Below are 14,836 nucleotides of genomic sequence, written 5' to 3' on the forward strand. Positions count from 1 at the left end.
CCGAGAAAGGCCGCATGAAAATGGGTCACGTATTGCTTGAGCATGTCAGCGGTATCGCGATTTGGATCCACTGAGATAAAAACGATTTGGATATCTTCGGCACCGACCCCGCTCTTGACGATGTTGTCGCGCGCGCGGGCCAATATTGCCAGGGTTGTCGGACAGATATCCGGGCAATGGGTATAGCCGAAAAAGAGGAAGGACCATTTACCCTTCAAGCTGGCAAGATCAAATACCCGATTCTGATGATCGGTGAGCGCAAAGGCCGTCAGCGGCTTCGGATCAGGAAACAATGTCATCACCTTATCCGGCAGCAACATGACCCGCGAATCGTTTTCCCGATATATTAGAGCGAGCCACACCCCGGCCAGCATTGCGGCCAGCGCGACAGTCGTTATCATGATGCTGAATTTGAGGGGTATTTTCTTCATGACTGCTCAACGAGGAAATCTTTAAGGCCGCCGTCGACTACGTCGCGCGACAGTCGAAATAACCGGCAGAAACCGGATAACGCAAAAATTTTCCCTCAGTGCGGGATCTGAGGTACCGGATGGAACATCCAGGGGCATCGGTATGGGAGGCCGAGCGATTTAGCTGTAGCGCGAGCCTGACTGATCTTTTGTCTTCGACCCTCCGCTGAAGAATAACTAACGCAAGCCTCTCTTTTCAACAAATAATCAGACAGCGGTTCCTGCTGTCATGGCCACGTTTCTTTAAAGAAACGTGGTACTTTTTTCTGAAACTCGATGAGCCAGTGGTGTTTGTATAATTCCGTCCCGGCTAGTTCCACCTTCGGATGAGATTTCAGTACCCTTTCCAGTACCGCTTCCTGGTTGGGTTCGAGATCCAGAAAAAAGATATGTTTATCGTCTTTTAAAGCTTGTTCAAAACGGGCAAAGTGGTAGTTGGGTTTTTCGATACCAAACAAACCACCCTCCCACGCGCTAAAGCCCAACAGCACAATAGCAAGGAAGACAAAAGGTACCCAGCCGGCAGCGGTCTCCGTCCAGCCGGTAAAATAGGCGACAGAAAGAACCAGCACGAAGGCACACACGCCGACCACGGCGCCAAGACACGCTGAGTGAACCACGTCTTTCTTCATGATCGACTGAACCCGGTGGAGATGCTCATGATGATTTAACTCGGCGTCGTGCGAAGTGAGCACATGGATCTGTGGAGTGAAAACACCGGCATTCTCTAATTGCTCTTCAAAGACTTCCAGGTCGTCTAGGTTGTCGCTGATGAAATAATGCCTTAGCATTTTCATAATATATCCCCCTAGTAGGTTGATTTTGTTTCAAGTCTAAATCATATAGTGACTTTTTTATTGGCATATTACAAAAAATTATGGCGATTTTCGCAATATTTAGTTTATTAGGACATACGTCCAAAAACAGACCTGAATGAAATTACAGTGCAGAATCAAGCGATTATTGGAACTTATGGGCAATAAGATGACAATCCGGGCATCATGATTGACGCAAGGCATAACAGTTGCCCTGCTCGCGGCGCTTGCTCGTCTTGCCCTATTTAGGTGAAGCGCTACAACACAAACGTCAACGTCAATGGAAGGCCGGCCGGAAGCTAAAAAAGGCCTGGAAAATACGGTATTTCAATTTGCTCTGTATTTGATTGTAAGTTATGCGCGTTAAGTATCTGCTTGCGTGTTCTTTAGTCTAATGTTAACCATTTAAATTAATCATTGTTGACTGTTACGGGTGGCACACTAAACTGCCGCAACTTGACATATCCGCGCCTCCCATCTGAATTCCATGCCTGTTTTCCTTACGTGGGGGCATAGCCCGTACATTTTTTCATGAAGACACTGGAAAAAGATTTGGTGCAGCGTCGCGAACGGCACCTCTATCGTGAACGTCTTGTGCTTGAGTCCCCGCAAGGAGTGGAGGTTCGCGTTGGCGAGGAGACGCTGCTGTCGTTCTGCAGCAACGATTATCTGGGGTTGGCGAATCACCCGCGGGTGATTGCGGCTTTCAAAAATGGAGCGGAGCGCTACGGTGTCGGCGCCGGGGCCTCGCATCTCGTCAGCGGCCACAGCCGTGCCCATCATGCGCTCGAGGAAGAACTGGCGGATTTCGTCGGCGCCGAGCGCGTGCTGCTGTTCTCGACCGGCTACATGGCGAACCTCGGCGTGGTGAGCGTGCTCACCGACCGCCACGATTTCATCCTCGAAGATCGCCTCAACCACGCATCGTTGATCGACGCTGCGCGCTTGACCCGCGCGAAGATCAGCCGTTATCCCCATGTCGACGTAGAGCGGTTGGCGAAGATGCTGGCCAAGAACCAGCAGTCCGGACTGATCACGACCGATGCCGTCTTCAGCATGGACGGCGACATCGCGCCTTTGGCGGAACTAGCTCGTCTGGCTTCGAAATACAGCATGCGACTACTCGCGGATGACGCGCATGGCATCGGTGTCCTGGGTAAAAACGGCCGGGGATCGTTCGAGCATCTGGAGATACCGCTGGCGCCCCCGGCGATACTCATGGCGACATTGGGCAAGGCGTTCGGCGTCTTCGGCGCCTTCGTGGCGGGGGAGGCGGCGCTGATCGAGACCCTGATTCAGCGGGCGCGCACTTATATATATACAACGGCGCTGCCGCCCGCGGTGGCCGAGGCTGTGCGCGCCAGCCTTGGCATCGTGCGGGAAGAAAGCTGGCGGCGCGAACAGCTGCAAGCGCTTGTGGCGCAATTTCGCGCCGGCGCGCAGCAACTCGGGTTTGCCCTGTCTTCATCGTTTACGCCCATTCAACCGCTCATGCTCGGGGAGGCTCAAGCGGCAGTCGAGACGAGCCGCTGTTTGCGGGAGCGTGGCATACTGGTGACGGCCATTCGACCACCCACGGTGCCGGAAGGCTCGGCACGCCTGCGTATCACTTTTTCCGCCGCGCACACGGCGACACACGTGGACCGGCTTCTGGAAGCGCTGGCAGCGGTGATATCCGGATGACTCTATATTATGAGCAGCACGGCCAGGGACCCGATGTGGTGCTGGTCCATGGTTGGGCGCAACACGGTGGAATATGGACGGACGTGGCACGCGCGCTTTCGGCCGACTGTCGTGTGACGGTTCCCGATCTTCCCGGCCACGGGCGTTCGCGCGATTTCCTGCCGCGCGAGTTCACCGCTGAAGCGCTGGCCGAGGAAGTGCGGCGCGTGCTTCCCGGTCCGGCAACCTGGGTCGGCTGGTCGCTGGGAGGCTTCGTGGCGCTCGCCGCCGCGCAACGCGATCCGCAGGCGGTGGCGAAGCTGGTGTTGGTCGGCGCCACGCCGAAATACGTCCAGTCGACCGACTGGCCGCACGCCATGCCGCTCACGGTGCTGGAACAATTCGCACTCAATCTCGAGCAGGACTACGTCGCCACCCTCGATCGATTCCTGAGCCTGCAACTGGCCGCCGGTGAAGACCGCGCGGTGTTGCGGCGCCTGCGCGATGAATTGTTCCGTCACGGCGAACCACCCGCCGCGGCGCTGTACCAGGGACTGCAACTGCTCAAACAGGAGGACCGCCGCGCTGCCCTTCCCGGCATCGCGGCACCCACGCTGGTGGTGCATGGCGAACGCGACCGCATAGTGCCGGTTGGCGCGGCGCGGTTTCTGGCCGCGCAGTTGCCGCGGGCGCAGCTGGATCTGGTGCCCGGCGCCGGGCACGCGCCGTTCCTGTCGCACACCTCGCATTTCCTGGAAAGGCTGAAGGATTTCATGCATGGCTGAAGGATTGGAGCTCGACAAGCGGCGCATGCGCGAGTCCTTCGAGCATGCCACCGATACCTACGATGCGGTCGCGGTGCTGCAACGCGAAATCGCCGATCGACTGCTCGCGCGGCTGGAGGTGGTGCGGCTCAAGCCGCAGGTCATTCTCGACATCGGTTGCGGCACGGGCTATGACGCCAGGAAACTTATGAAACGCTATCCCCGCGCGCGCGTGCTGGGTCTGGATATCGTCGAGGCAATGGCGAACCGGGCACGCCGCAATTCCGGCCTGTGGCGCCGGCTGACCGGCCGCGGCGACTTCGCCTGCGGGGACGCCGAGCGTCTGCCTCTGGCCCCGGCGTCCGTTGACATGATTGTCTCCAATCTCGCGCTGCAATGGTGCGATCCACGCACGGTGTTTGCCGAAGCCCGGCGTGTATTGCGACCCGGAGGGCTGCTCATGTTCACCACTTTCGGGCCGGATACCTTGCGCGAATTGCGCGACGCGTGGCGCGCGGCGGACGATGCGCCGCATGTGCACGCCTTCATCGACATGCACGATATCGGCGATATGTTGATACACGCCGGGTTTGCCGACCCGGTCATGGACATGGAGCCTTTCACGCTGATCTACGCCAGCGTGATGGAAGTGATGCGTGACATCAAGCAACTCGGCGCCCATAACGTGGCGCTGAACCGGACGCGCGGACTGACCGGCAAGGAGCGGTTTGCGCGTTTTCGCACGGCCTACGAGTCGCGCGCGCAAAATGGGAAAATTCCGGCGACCTATGAAGCGGTGTATGGCCATGCCTGGGTATCGGAGACCGAGGCGGCTCATTCGCGCGACGGGTTCGCCGTGGTTCCTGTTGGCCGCATCGGACGGAGCTCACGATGAGCGGCGGCTGGTTCATTACCGGAACGGACACCGGCGTGGGCAAGACCCGGATCGCTTGCCTGCTGCTCGAGGCGCTGGCGCGCGAAGGGCGGCGCGCTGTCGGCATGAAACCCGTCGCCAGCGGCTGCTGGGAAACGGCCGCGGGTCTGCGCAACCAGGATGCCGAACGGCTGCTGACGGTGAGCGGTGTCGCGGTGGATTACGTGGAGGTAAATCCTTATGCGTTTGCGCCGGCGATGGCGCCGCACCTCGCCGCGCATGAAAGCGGGGTGGAAATCCGGAGCGAAAAAATTCTCGAGAGTTTTCAGCGCCTGCGACAAAAAGCGCCGTGGCTGGTCGTCGAAGGTGTCGGCGGCTGGATGGTGCCCCTGGGCGAACATTTGATGATGGCGGATGTCGCGCGCGCCATGCGCCTGCCGGTGATCCTCGTTGTCGGCCTGCGTCTGGGTTGCCTCAATCACGCTTTGCTGACGGCATCGGCGATCCAGCGTGACGGCGTACCGCTCGCCGGTTGGATCGCCAACCAGATCGATCCCGCCATGACGCACGTGGACGAGAATATCGCCACCTTGAATGAAAGAATCGAAGCGCCGCTGCTGGCGCGATTCCCCTACCGGTCTCCGGGCCATCACGGCGCGCCTGCGCCGGTTTTTCCACGCGAAACGATAATGCATCTCACTTCCAATTCTTATCTCAAGACGAACGAGCGAAGCGAGTAGGGCTACCAATCTTAACTGAGCATGCGCGAAGCGCATCCGGCTCGCCTCCCTCTCCCGCGACAGCGGGAGAGGGAGTGAGGGTGAGGGCTTGTGTCAGGACGAACGAAGTAGGGCTACCTTAAATACCTGAGTGAAGCGGCCGTGGATCGTGGCGGCGTCGCTCAAATCACTTGAAAAACACCTGTTTTGCTTGATTCACGTATTGCGGCGATTTGACGCATGTGATAATTTGCGCGCGCCAAAATGGCTTGATCTAGATCAATAATCTGGATCAGCGGTGAAATCCGGATTGTTACGTCAGGCGTGAGTGAGGATGGAGCGCGCGATACGCCTGTAAAGACACCGGCGAAGGCCTGAGTCTTCTCATAATACGGCAAGACGAGCGAGCGACGCGAGCAGGGCTACTGGTCCGCCCGAACCGTTCACTTGCCCGATGAGGAAAGGCGGCGTTGATTGCGGGAATGAATTAATCAGAGCTTGCTTAGTGGCACGGCTGCACGAAGCCTTGCGCCACGCGGTCGATCGGCCGGGAAACGGATAGAGCGGGCATAGCCCGCTTACTAAAAAGATTTTGATGTTTACGACACGGGAGATAGGCATGTCCAAAAAACTTATAAAAGAGTTCCCAGGCATCGTATCCCGCCTGATCCTGGGCGTGGGTCTGTGCTTGGCGGCCCCGGCGGTTTTTGCGGAGTACGCGCTCAATTTCCAGAAACCCGTCACCCCCGTCGCCCACCGGATTCTTGAACTTCATAATATGATCCTGCTGATCTGCGTGATCATTTTCGTGATTGTCTTCGGCGTGATGTTTTACTCCATCTTCGCGCACCGCAAAAGTCGCGGTTACAAGCCCGCCACATTCCACGACAATGCCACCCTTGAGGTCGTCTGGACCGTCATCCCGTTTCTGATCCTGGTGAGCATGGCCATCCCGTCCACCGCGACGCTGCTCGAAATGAGCGACACCAGTAAGTCCGATCTGACCATCAAGATCACCGGTTATCAGTGGAAGTGGAAATACGATTATCCCGATCAGGACGTGAGCTTCTTCAGTACGCTCGCGACGCCGCGCGACCAAGTCGAAAACAAGGCCGCCAAGGGCGAGCATTACCTGCTGGAAGTGGACAACCCGATCGTGGTGCCGGTCGGCAAGAAGGTGCGCTTTCTCGTCACCGCCAACGACGTCATTCACTCCTGGTGGGTACCGCAACTGGGCGTGAAGAAGGACGCGATTCCCGGGTTCATCAATGAATTCTGGACCCGCGCTGACGAGGTCGGCACCTTCCGTGGACAATGCGCGGAACTGTGCGGCAAGGACCACGGTTTCATGCCCATCGTCGTCAACGCCGTCAGCCCGGAAGACTTCACCAAGTGGGTCGCCGTGCAGAAGGGCAAGGCCGCGGCGGAATCCGCTGGCAGCACCAAGACCTGGAGCAAGGATGAGCTGATGGAGAAAGGCAAGAAGGCCTACGCCGCCACCTGCGCCGCCTGCCATGGCCCCGAAGGCAAGGGTATTCCGGGCGTGTTCCCGGCGCTTGAGGGTAGCAAGATCGCCACCGGCCCCGTGGAGGAGCACATCAAGACGGTGTTGCATGGTCGCGCCTCCGGAAAGTTCGGTGCCCAGATGCCGTCTTTTGCGGCCCAGCTTAGCGACGCGGACGCGGCGGCGATCATCACCTTCGAGCGCAACGCTCTAGGCAACAAGACCGGCGATGTCGTTCAACCTTCCCAGGTTAAAGACTTGCGCAAGTAACATATCGGATTCCGATAGGAGATAACTAACAATGTCGACTGAACATCACGCAGAACATCCCACCGGTCTTTCCCGCTGGCTGTTTACCACGAACCACAAGGACATCGGCACCTTGTACCTGGTGTTCGCATTCACTATGGCCATCATCGGCGGCCTCATGTCGCTCGTGATCCGTTCCGAGCTGTGGCAGCCGGGCTTGCAGCTGGTGCAACCGCAATTCTTCAACCAGATGACCACCGTGCACGCGCTCGTCATGATCTTCGGTTTCGCCATGCCGGCGTTCGTGGGACTGGCCAACTGGATGGTCCCGATAATGATCGGCGCGCCCGACATGGCGCTTCCGCGCATGAACAACTGGTCGTTCTGGATCCTGCCGTTCGCCGCGACGCTCCTGATCCTGGGCCTGTTCATGCCGGGCGGCGGCCCGGCCGGCGGCTGGACGCTGTATCCGCCGCTGTCGATGCAGGGCGGCATGGGTACGGACTTCACGCTGCTGTCGATCCATATGCTCGGCATGTCGTCCATCCTCGGCTCGATCAACATCATCGCCACGATCCTCAACATGCGCGCGCCGGGCATGACGCTCATGAAGATGCCGATGTTCGCGTGGACCTGGCTGATCACCGCGTTCCTGCTGATCGCCGCCATGCCGGTGCTCGCCGGGGCGATCACCATGTTGATCACCGACCGCCACTTCGGCACGCACTTCTTCGATGCCGCCGGCGGCGGCGATCCGGTGCTGTTTCAGCACGTGTTCTGGTTCTTCGGTCATCCGGAGGTGTACATCCTGGTGCTGCCGGCGTTCGGCGTGTTCTCGCAGATCATCCCGACGTTCGCGCGCAAGCCGCTGTTTGGTTATGCCTCCATGGTCTATGCCACGGCCTCGATCGCGTTACTTTCATTCATCGTTTGGGCGCATCATATGTACACGGTCGGCATGCCGATGGCCGGCGAACTGTTCTTCATGTATGCCACCATGCTGATCGCGGTGCCGACCGGCGTGAAGATCTTCAACTGGGTGTCCACGATGTGGCGCGGCTCGATGACCTTCGAGACTCCGATGCTGTGGTCCATCGGCGGCGTGTTCACGTTCGCCATCGGCGGGTTCTCCGGCCTGATGCTGGCGATCACGCCGGCCGACTTTCAGTATCAGGACACCTACTTCGTCGTGGCCCACTTCCACTACGTGATCTTCGGCGCCACGATCTACGGCCTGTTCGCCGCGATCTATTACTGGCTGCCGAAGTGGACCGGGCACATGTACAACGAAACCCTCGGCAAGTGGCACTTCTGGCTCACCACCATCGGCTTCAACCTGACGTTCTTCCCGCAGCACTTCCTCGGGCTCGCCGGCATGCCGCGGCGTATCCCCGACTACGCGCTGCAGTTCACCGAGTTCAACCAGTGGTCCACGATAGGCGCGTTCTTCACGATCAGCGCGCAGCTCATTTTCTTCTATATCGCGATCCGGGCCATGAAGGGCGGAGCCAAGGCGGCTGACAAGGTGTGGGAAGGCGCGGACGGTCTGGAGTGGACGCTGTCCTCTCCGCCGCCGTACCACAGCTTCGCCGTGGCGCCCAAGATCAAGTAGCGCCATTACGGAGACACACGATGGGTGACGACACGCACGACGAAAAGCCGCAACCGCGCAATCTCGGGGCGCGCAATCGCCGCCTGGCGATGAAGCTCGCCGGGGTGACGCTCGTGATGTTCGCGTTCGGCTATGCGCTGTCGCCGATGTACGACGTGATGTGCAAGGCCTTCGGAATCAACGGCAAGACCGGACGCACCGACGCGCAGGCCGTGGCCGCGCAGCCCGTCGACATGGCCCGCACGGTTACCGTCGAGTTCACCGGGCTTGCCACCTCGGGCCTGCCATGGGAATTCAAACCGCTGACGAAAAAGCTGGAATTGCATCCGGGCGAGACCCACGAAGTGAAATATCTGGTCCGCAACCTGGCCCAGGAAGAAATCACGGGCCAGGCCATTCCCAGCGTCACGCCCGGCGAATCGGCGCCGCACTTCAAGAAGATCGAGTGCTTCTGCTTCACCCGCCAGACCCTGAAGCCGGGCGAGACGCGCGAGATGCCGGTGCGGTTCGTCGTCGACGCCGGGCTGGACACGGATGTGCAAACCATTACCTTGTCGTATTCGTTCTTCAATATCGACAAGGCGTCGGCGCAGAAATACGGCGGGACTTCCCTGGCGCAGGCCGGCGAGCACGCCGAGCACCACGATCACGTTCATCCGGCGCCCGGCGGTTGAGCGCGACAAAACTATTTTATAAATTTATAAATGAGAAAGAGGATATAAGCATGTCCACTGCCAATTCCAACTATTACCTGCCCAGTCCGAGCGCGTGGCCGATCATCACCTCGGTTGGCCTGTTCGCGCTGGCGCTCGGGTTCATTCTTCTGATGAATGGCATCGGTGCGGGTCCCTGGGTCATGCTCGTCGGTACCGCGATCATCGTGTACATGATGTTCCGCTGGTTCGGCCAGGTGATCGGCGAGAGCGAAAGCGGCACGTATAACGAGCAGGTGGACCGCTCCTTCCGCTGGGGCATGGCCTGGTTCATCTTCTCCGAGGTCATGTTCTTCGCCGCCTTCTTCGGCGCGCTGTTCTATGTGCGCCAGTTCGCGGTGCAGTGGCTCGGCGCCGATGATCTGCTCTGGCCCGGTTTTGACGCCACCTGGCCGACCGCGGGTCCGAAAGGACCGGTGGCGGTCGCCCCGGACTTGGTTCCCGGCCTGAACCAGTTTTCGCCCATGGGTGCCTGGGGCATTCCCGCCATCAATACCTTAATACTGCTGACCTCGGGCGCCACCGTCACCTGGGCGCACTGGGGTCTGGTCAAGGGCAATCGCGCGCAGCTCATCACCGGCCTATTCCTGACCGTGGCGCTGGGCATCACCTTCCTGACACTGCAGGCGTTTGAATATATGCATGCCTACACGGAGCTGGGCCTGACGCTCAAGACCGGCGTTTACGGTGCCACCTTCTTCATGCTCACCGGCTTCCACGGATTCCACGTGACCATGGGCACCATCATGCTGATCGTGATTCTGGCGCGCTCGATGGCCGGTCATTTCCGCCCGGACCACCACTTCGGCTTCGAAGCCGTTGCCTGGTACTGGCACTTCGTGGACGTGGTATGGCTCGGTCTGTTCATCTTCGTGTACTGGTTCTGATACCGGATTCCGGCCCGTAGAATAAAAAAGGCGCTGCCGGATGGCAGCGCCTTTTTTGCTTTTGATCGTGACCCGGTGTTATCGAAACAGGCCCAATCCCTGGCGCGGAATGAGGCCGAAATAGAAACCAGCCATCAGCAGCACGAACAGCGTGATCGACAGACCAATGCGCCAGGTCAGCGCCTGGGCCGTGCGGTTTCCGGGCCCCTTGTCCTTGAACAGGAAAACCAGGGCGGAGAACAGGCTGGCCAGAATGAGCACCAGCATGACGATGACCACGATCTTGATGAACATGCAGGATTCCAGAGAAATGATGGAAGCGGCATTATACTAAATGCACCCATGAAATTCCCCGACGATTTCCTTGCGCTATGAGCCTCCCGCCGCAATTCCGGCCGGGGTTGGTCCCGAGCCTGGCCGTGGCGGTGCTGTTGCCGCTGTTTCTGTACATGGGCTACTGGCAGTTGCAGCGCGCGGAGGAGAAACGCGAATTGCAGGCGGAATACGACGCACGCGCCGCCGGCCCGACGATCAAGGTCGAGGCACGCGTGCAGCGCCCCGAGGAGTTGCAGTTCTACCGGGTCATCGCCAGGGGTCATTACGAAACCGGACATCAGGTGCTCGTCGACAATCGCGTGCATCAGGGCCAGGCCGGTTATGAGGTGATCACGCCGCTGCGACTGCCGGACAGCGACGTGCGCTTGCTGGTCAATCGCGGCTGGGTTCCGTTGGGCGAGGATCGCAGTCACCTGCCGGCGATCGATCCGCCCGAGGGCTTGCAGGAAATCGTCGGCGTGGCCACCGTGCCGTCAGAGAAAAATTTCATGCTCGCCAAGCCCGAACCACTCGACCGCGGCTGGCAGGTGGTGTGGCAGAACATGGACATGGCGCGTTACCGCGCGGCCGTGCCGTTTCCGGTGCAGCCGGTGGTCGTGTTGCTGGACGCGGAAAGTAACGCCGGCGGTTTTACCCGCGAGTGGAGCCGGCTCAATGCCGGCATCGCGGTGCACCAGGGCTACGCCTTCCAGTGGTTCATGTTGGCCGTGGGATTGGTCGTCATTTATTTTTTCATGAGTCTGCGTCGCGATGGCGCGAAGCAGCAGGAGGAAGACAAGTCATGACCCCACCCGTCAATCCATCGGGCGCGCGCCGCAAGCTGTTGTTGCTCGCCGCGCTGTTTGTGCTGCCCATGCTCGTCGCCTACGCGCTCTATTACAGTGGCTGGCGTCCTGAAGCCGTGCACCCGTTTGGTGAGCTAGTGCAGCCGGCGCGGCCGCTCGCTGACGCCGCGCTGGTGCTGCTCGACGGCAAGCCGATCCGCTTCAGCGAGCTGCGCGGCAAGTGGACGCTGGTGACATTCAGCGCCGCCGAATGCCTCAGCCCCTGCGAACGCAATCTCGTGAAGATGCGCCAGGTCATCGCCGCGCAAGGGAAAGAGGCCGAACGCATTCAAAGCATGTTAATAGTGAAGGACGCCAAGACGCGCGACTGGCTGAATTATGCCATCAAGGATTATCCCGGCATGCGCGCGGTCGTTGGCCCGCCGGAGGCCGTCGATGCGCTGGCGCGCCAGTTCGCGCTGCCCGCCGGCAGCCCGCTCGACAACCTGAACCGCATTTACGTGGTGGATCCGCTCGGCAATTTCATGATGAGCTACCCGGCTGACGCCGACCCCACCGGCATGCGCAAGGACCTGGCGCGCCTGCTGCGGATATCGCGGATCGGTTGAGCGTCAAATCCCGGGAATACCGTGGTCTTTCAGCGAAAACCCGCGGATTTTACAGGTTTCGCGGACTTGACCTTATCCATACCATGTTAGACAGTGATTGCGTAGAATACCGCGCCCAATGGAACCCCTGAGCAAAACGCATTCGTCCATCGCCGCCGCGAACCCGCGGCGTCTCGCGAGCCTCGCCCGGGAATACTACGAGCTCACCAAGCCGCGCGTGGTGTCGCTCATTATTTTCACCGCCGTGGTCGGCATGTTCCTGTCCACGCCGGGGGCGCCGCCGTTGTCGGCGTTCCTGCTCGGCACGCTCGGTATCGCGCTCGCCGCGGGGTCGGCGGCGGCGATCAACCAGATTCTCGACCTGCATTTCGACGCCGGCATGTTGCGCACCAGCCGCCGTCCGCTGCCCACGGGCACGCTCAGCACGCGCGAAGCGCTGCTGTTCGCGCTCATCATCGGCGTGGCGTCGATGGTGATTCTCGCGTTGTGGGTCAACATGCTCACCGCCGTGCTCACGTTCACTTCGCTTATCGGCTACTCGATCGTTTACACCGTGTATCTCAAGCACGCCACGCCGCAGAACATCGTCATCGGCGGCGCAGCCGGTGCCGCGCCGCCGGTGCTCGGCTGGACCGCGATCACGGGCCAGGTCGCGCCGGACGCGCTGCTGCTGTTCCTGATCATCTTCCTGTGGACGCCCCCGCATTTCTGGTCGCTGGCGCTGTACCGCGAAAAGGAATACGCCAAGGTCGGCATCCCCATGCTGCCCGTCACCCACGGGCGCGAGTTCACCCAGCTCCAGATCCTGCTGTACACCGTGCTGCTGGTGGCGGTGACGATCATGCCGTTTGCCACGCACATGAGCGGCTGGCTGTATTTCATCGGTGCGGCGATCCTCAACGCGGGTTTCCTGTATTACGTCGTGCGGCTGTATCGTAACTACAGCGACGAACTCGCGCGCAAGACCTTCCGTTACTCGATCAATTACCTCGCGCTGTTGTTCGCGCTGCTGCTGGTCGATCACTACCGCGTCACTATCCACGAGGCGCTGCAATCCGCGCTGTATTGATGTTGCCGTCCTACCGTTTCCGTTTCTCCCGGATATTTTTTCTGCTGCTGGCGTTGTTCGTTGCGGCCTGCTCGCCACCCGCGCCGACGTTCAAATCCACCGACATCAGCGGCGTGGATTGGGGCAGTGGCGATTTCGAACTGACCGCGCACACTGGGAAGCCGACGAAGGCCGCGGATTTCCGGGGCAAGGTCGTGATCATGTTCTTCGGTTTCACTCACTGCCCGGATATCTGCCCGCCGACGATGGCGAAACTCGCCGTGCTCATGAAACGCCTGGGCGATGACGCCACGCGAGTACAGGTATTATTTATTACGGTTGATCCGGAAAACGATACGGTCAAACAACTCGCAGGTTTTGTTCCGCAGTTCCATCCCTCCTTTATCGGCCTCACCGGCAGCGACAAGGAAATTGCCGCGGTTGCGAGTGAGTACAAGGTGGCTTATAGCAAGAACCCCAAGACCCCGGCACTGGTGGATCATTCCACCGGGATTCTGATCAAGGATGCCAAGGGGAAATTACGGTTGCTGGTGAAGAATGACGTGCCGGTGGAGGATTTGGAGCATGATGTGAGGTTGTTGTTGAAAGAAAAGAATTAAATTTTGTTGTCCTTAATATCTTACATGTAGGGCGGGTTAGGCGTTTTTTGCCGTAACCCGCCGGATGAAATTAAAAGCCGCCAATAGGCGGCTTTTAATTTTGTCGAGCGGGCTTCGCCCGCGCTCAAAAGCTAATTGCGGGTGGCTCCGCCCCTGCACCCTGGGTTACCTTTCTTTGCTCGTGCAAAGAAAGGTAACCGAAAGAAAGCACGCCCCGGAGCGCACGCCGGCTTCGCCGGTTCCCTCCGTTCCTCGCCCCACCGGGCGCTCGCCAACTCGCCGGGCGCAAAATACGCGCCTCGGGCTCAAACACGGGCTCGCTTAAAAACTCCCGGTGTGGCTGCGGTACTCAGCGCGCGCTACGGGGACCCGAAAAAAACCAAACATTTCCATGCCCTGCTTGACTGGAAGGTTAAGAAACAGAACCATGCTGTGTCTTACAAAATTCAACGCCGTGTTTGATTATGACATACTACATTAAAACAATGTCTTGTCGTTTTGCTGCCAAAATTATACGGCGGTTTTGAAATCGAATTTATAGTTATGTGCAAAAAGGAACTCGATGAATGACAGCCTAGTAACAATAGTTGGTAGCTCCTATTTCGAACCAATTAGTGTGTTACTCGAAAAGCTAGAGAAATACGACAGGGGGAGCTCAAACGAGGTGCAAGCTGGATACTACGTCAATGGTTTCGCTTCCGCGATTTGCATCCTTGGGGTGGTATGCCTTGAATCGTATGTAATGAGGGTGCGTTATATTAATAAGGCGACTCAGAAAGAAATCAATGGAGTTTCAGTGCCAGCTTACCTTAAAAGACTGTATCAGGATTTTCCTTTTGAAGATGACTTGTTCGAGATACATATTCTGCGAGACGTATTAGCACACAATCATTTATGGGAGGTCTCCTACTCATGGGACGATGAAAAGGCGATGATTCTCCGATCAGTAAATAAGTGGAGTAGCGGAGATAACAAATATCAGCGATATGTCGATACAAAAACTAATTTAACTAAGAAACTCCGTTTGAATGTCAGCCCCATCAAGGTAGGCAGAAGTGACGCTATTTCCGTGCTCCAGACTATGTGGAAGATTTTAATCTTTTTGGAAGGGAAGAACCGAAATCAATGCTACGTTTCACACTTGCGTGCCGTACACAAAGGCGAACTTAG

At 58.6% G+C, this 14,836-nt stretch carries 15 protein-coding genes; 12 read left to right on the plus strand and 3 right to left on the minus strand.

Annotation, left to right across the window (positions count from 1 at the left end):
- On the minus strand, positions 1 to 431 hold a 431-nt coding region (locus ACC569_RS06525), incomplete at its 3' end, for an SCO family protein (RefSeq protein WP_372522695.1).
- 266 nt (positions 432 to 697) lie between these two features.
- On the minus strand, positions 698 to 1,261 hold the full coding sequence (locus ACC569_RS06530) for a hypothetical protein (RefSeq protein ID WP_372522724.1): 564 nt from the start codon (positions 1,259 to 1,261) through the stop codon (positions 698 to 700).
- A 555-nt stretch (positions 1,262 to 1,816) separates the two neighbouring features.
- Here ACC569_RS06530 and bioF point away from each other — a divergent pair.
- The 8 genes from bioF to ACC569_RS06570 all read left to right on the plus strand — a co-directional run bounded on the left by bioF (position 1,817) and on the right by ACC569_RS06570 (position 10,269).
- On the plus strand, positions 1,817 to 2,968 hold the full coding sequence (bioF, locus tag ACC569_RS06535) for an 8-amino-7-oxononanoate synthase (RefSeq protein WP_372522696.1): 1,152 nt from the start codon (positions 1,817 to 1,819) through the stop codon (positions 2,966 to 2,968).
- A complete protein-coding gene (bioH, locus tag ACC569_RS06540) occupies positions 2,965 to 3,732 on the plus strand; it encodes a pimeloyl-ACP methyl ester esterase BioH (RefSeq protein ID WP_372522697.1) in 768 nt (255 codons plus the stop codon). Before bioF ends, bioH begins: the two co-directional genes overlap by 4 nt.
- Positions 3,725 to 4,606: a malonyl-ACP O-methyltransferase BioC gene (gene bioC / locus ACC569_RS06545; protein ID WP_372522698.1), complete on the plus strand. Its 882-nt coding sequence runs from the start codon at positions 3,725 to 3,727 to the stop codon at positions 4,604 to 4,606. The genes bioH and bioC overlap by 8 nt, the downstream gene beginning before the upstream one ends.
- Positions 4,603 to 5,325: a dethiobiotin synthase gene (gene bioD / locus ACC569_RS06550; RefSeq protein ID WP_372522699.1), complete on the plus strand. Its 723-nt coding sequence runs from the start codon at positions 4,603 to 4,605 to the stop codon at positions 5,323 to 5,325. The genes bioC and bioD overlap by 4 nt, the downstream gene beginning before the upstream one ends.
- A 598-nt stretch (positions 5,326 to 5,923) precedes the next feature.
- Positions 5,924 to 7,078, plus strand: a complete 1,155-nt coding sequence (coxB, locus tag ACC569_RS06555) for a cytochrome c oxidase subunit II (RefSeq protein WP_372522700.1) — start codon at positions 5,924 to 5,926, stop codon at positions 7,076 to 7,078.
- Positions 7,079 to 7,109: 31 nt separating this feature from the next.
- Positions 7,110 to 8,669 (plus strand): cytochrome c oxidase subunit I, encoded by a 1,560-nt coding sequence (ctaD, locus tag ACC569_RS06560; RefSeq protein WP_372522701.1) that lies wholly within the window; start codon positions 7,110 to 7,112, stop codon positions 8,667 to 8,669.
- A 20-nt stretch (positions 8,670 to 8,689) separates the two neighbouring features.
- Positions 8,690 to 9,343 carry a cytochrome c oxidase assembly protein gene (locus tag ACC569_RS06565; protein WP_372522702.1) on the plus strand — a complete coding sequence of 218 codons (654 nt, stop codon included), beginning with the start codon at positions 8,690 to 8,692 and terminating at the stop codon, positions 9,341 to 9,343.
- A 50-nt stretch (positions 9,344 to 9,393) separates the two neighbouring features.
- The gene (locus ACC569_RS06570; protein WP_372522703.1) at positions 9,394 to 10,269 is read left to right on the plus strand and encodes a cytochrome c oxidase subunit 3; all 876 of its coding nucleotides are present in this window, start codon (positions 9,394 to 9,396) and stop codon (positions 10,267 to 10,269) included.
- Between the two features lie 78 nt (positions 10,270 to 10,347).
- On the opposite strand, the gene ACC569_RS06575 is transcribed toward ACC569_RS06570, so the two are convergent.
- The gene (locus ACC569_RS06575) at positions 10,348 to 10,563 is read right to left on the minus strand and encodes a twin transmembrane helix small protein (protein ID WP_372522704.1); all 216 of its coding nucleotides are present in this window, start codon (positions 10,561 to 10,563) and stop codon (positions 10,348 to 10,350) included.
- A 77-nt stretch (positions 10,564 to 10,640) separates the two neighbouring features.
- Between ACC569_RS06575 and ACC569_RS06580 the strand changes: the two genes are divergently transcribed.
- From ACC569_RS06580 to ACC569_RS06595, 4 genes are all read left to right on the plus strand, one after another.
- Positions 10,641 to 11,390: an SURF1 family protein gene (locus tag ACC569_RS06580; RefSeq protein WP_372522705.1), complete on the plus strand. Its 750-nt coding sequence runs from the start codon at positions 10,641 to 10,643 to the stop codon at positions 11,388 to 11,390.
- The gene (locus ACC569_RS06585) at positions 11,387 to 11,998 is read left to right on the plus strand and encodes an SCO family protein (protein ID WP_372522706.1); all 612 of its coding nucleotides are present in this window, start codon (positions 11,387 to 11,389) and stop codon (positions 11,996 to 11,998) included. The genes ACC569_RS06580 and ACC569_RS06585 overlap by 4 nt, the downstream gene beginning before the upstream one ends.
- A gap of 118 nt (positions 11,999 to 12,116) precedes the next feature.
- Entirely contained in the window at positions 12,117 to 13,067 is a 951-nt protein-coding gene (locus ACC569_RS06590; protein WP_372522707.1) for a heme o synthase, read from the plus strand.
- Positions 13,067 to 13,666, plus strand: coding sequence for an SCO family protein (locus ACC569_RS06595; protein WP_372522725.1), 600 nt, complete (start codon positions 13,067 to 13,069; stop codon positions 13,664 to 13,666). Before ACC569_RS06590 ends, ACC569_RS06595 begins: the two co-directional genes overlap by 1 nt.
- Positions 13,667 to 14,836: the final 1,170 nt, after the last annotated feature.

It is taken from the genome of Sulfuricaulis sp. (assembly GCF_041499725.1).
Lineage (GTDB): Bacteria > Pseudomonadota > Gammaproteobacteria > Acidiferrobacterales > Sulfurifustaceae > Sulfuricaulis.

Excerpts from the sequence above, each read along its gene's own strand:
- ACC569_RS06530 (WP_372522724.1), bottom strand. The coding sequence starts at position 1,261 with ATGCTAAGGCATTATTTCATCAGCGACAACCTAGACGACCTGGAAGTC.
- bioF (WP_372522696.1), top strand. The coding sequence starts at position 1,817 with ATGAAGACACTGGAAAAAGATTTGGTGCAGCGTCGCGAACGGCACCTC.
- bioH (WP_372522697.1), top strand. The coding sequence starts at position 2,965 with ATGACTCTATATTATGAGCAGCACGGCCAGGGACCCGATGTGGTGCTG.
- bioC (WP_372522698.1), top strand. The coding sequence starts at position 3,725 with ATGGCTGAAGGATTGGAGCTCGACAAGCGGCGCATGCGCGAGTCCTTC.
- bioD (WP_372522699.1), top strand. The coding sequence starts at position 4,603 with ATGAGCGGCGGCTGGTTCATTACCGGAACGGACACCGGCGTGGGCAAG.
- coxB (WP_372522700.1), top strand. The coding sequence starts at position 5,924 with ATGTCCAAAAAACTTATAAAAGAGTTCCCAGGCATCGTATCCCGCCTG.
- ctaD (WP_372522701.1), top strand. The coding sequence starts at position 7,110 with ATGTCGACTGAACATCACGCAGAACATCCCACCGGTCTTTCCCGCTGG.
- ACC569_RS06565 (WP_372522702.1), top strand. The coding sequence starts at position 8,690 with ATGGGTGACGACACGCACGACGAAAAGCCGCAACCGCGCAATCTCGGG.
- ACC569_RS06570 (WP_372522703.1), top strand. The coding sequence starts at position 9,394 with ATGTCCACTGCCAATTCCAACTATTACCTGCCCAGTCCGAGCGCGTGG.
- ACC569_RS06575 (WP_372522704.1), bottom strand. The coding sequence starts at position 10,563 with ATGTTCATCAAGATCGTGGTCATCGTCATGCTGGTGCTCATTCTGGCC.
- ACC569_RS06580 (WP_372522705.1), top strand. The coding sequence starts at position 10,641 with ATGAGCCTCCCGCCGCAATTCCGGCCGGGGTTGGTCCCGAGCCTGGCC.
- ACC569_RS06585 (WP_372522706.1), top strand. The coding sequence starts at position 11,387 with ATGACCCCACCCGTCAATCCATCGGGCGCGCGCCGCAAGCTGTTGTTG.
- ACC569_RS06590 (WP_372522707.1), top strand. The coding sequence starts at position 12,117 with ATGGAACCCCTGAGCAAAACGCATTCGTCCATCGCCGCCGCGAACCCG.
- ACC569_RS06595 (WP_372522725.1), top strand. The coding sequence starts at position 13,067 with ATGTTGCCGTCCTACCGTTTCCGTTTCTCCCGGATATTTTTTCTGCTG.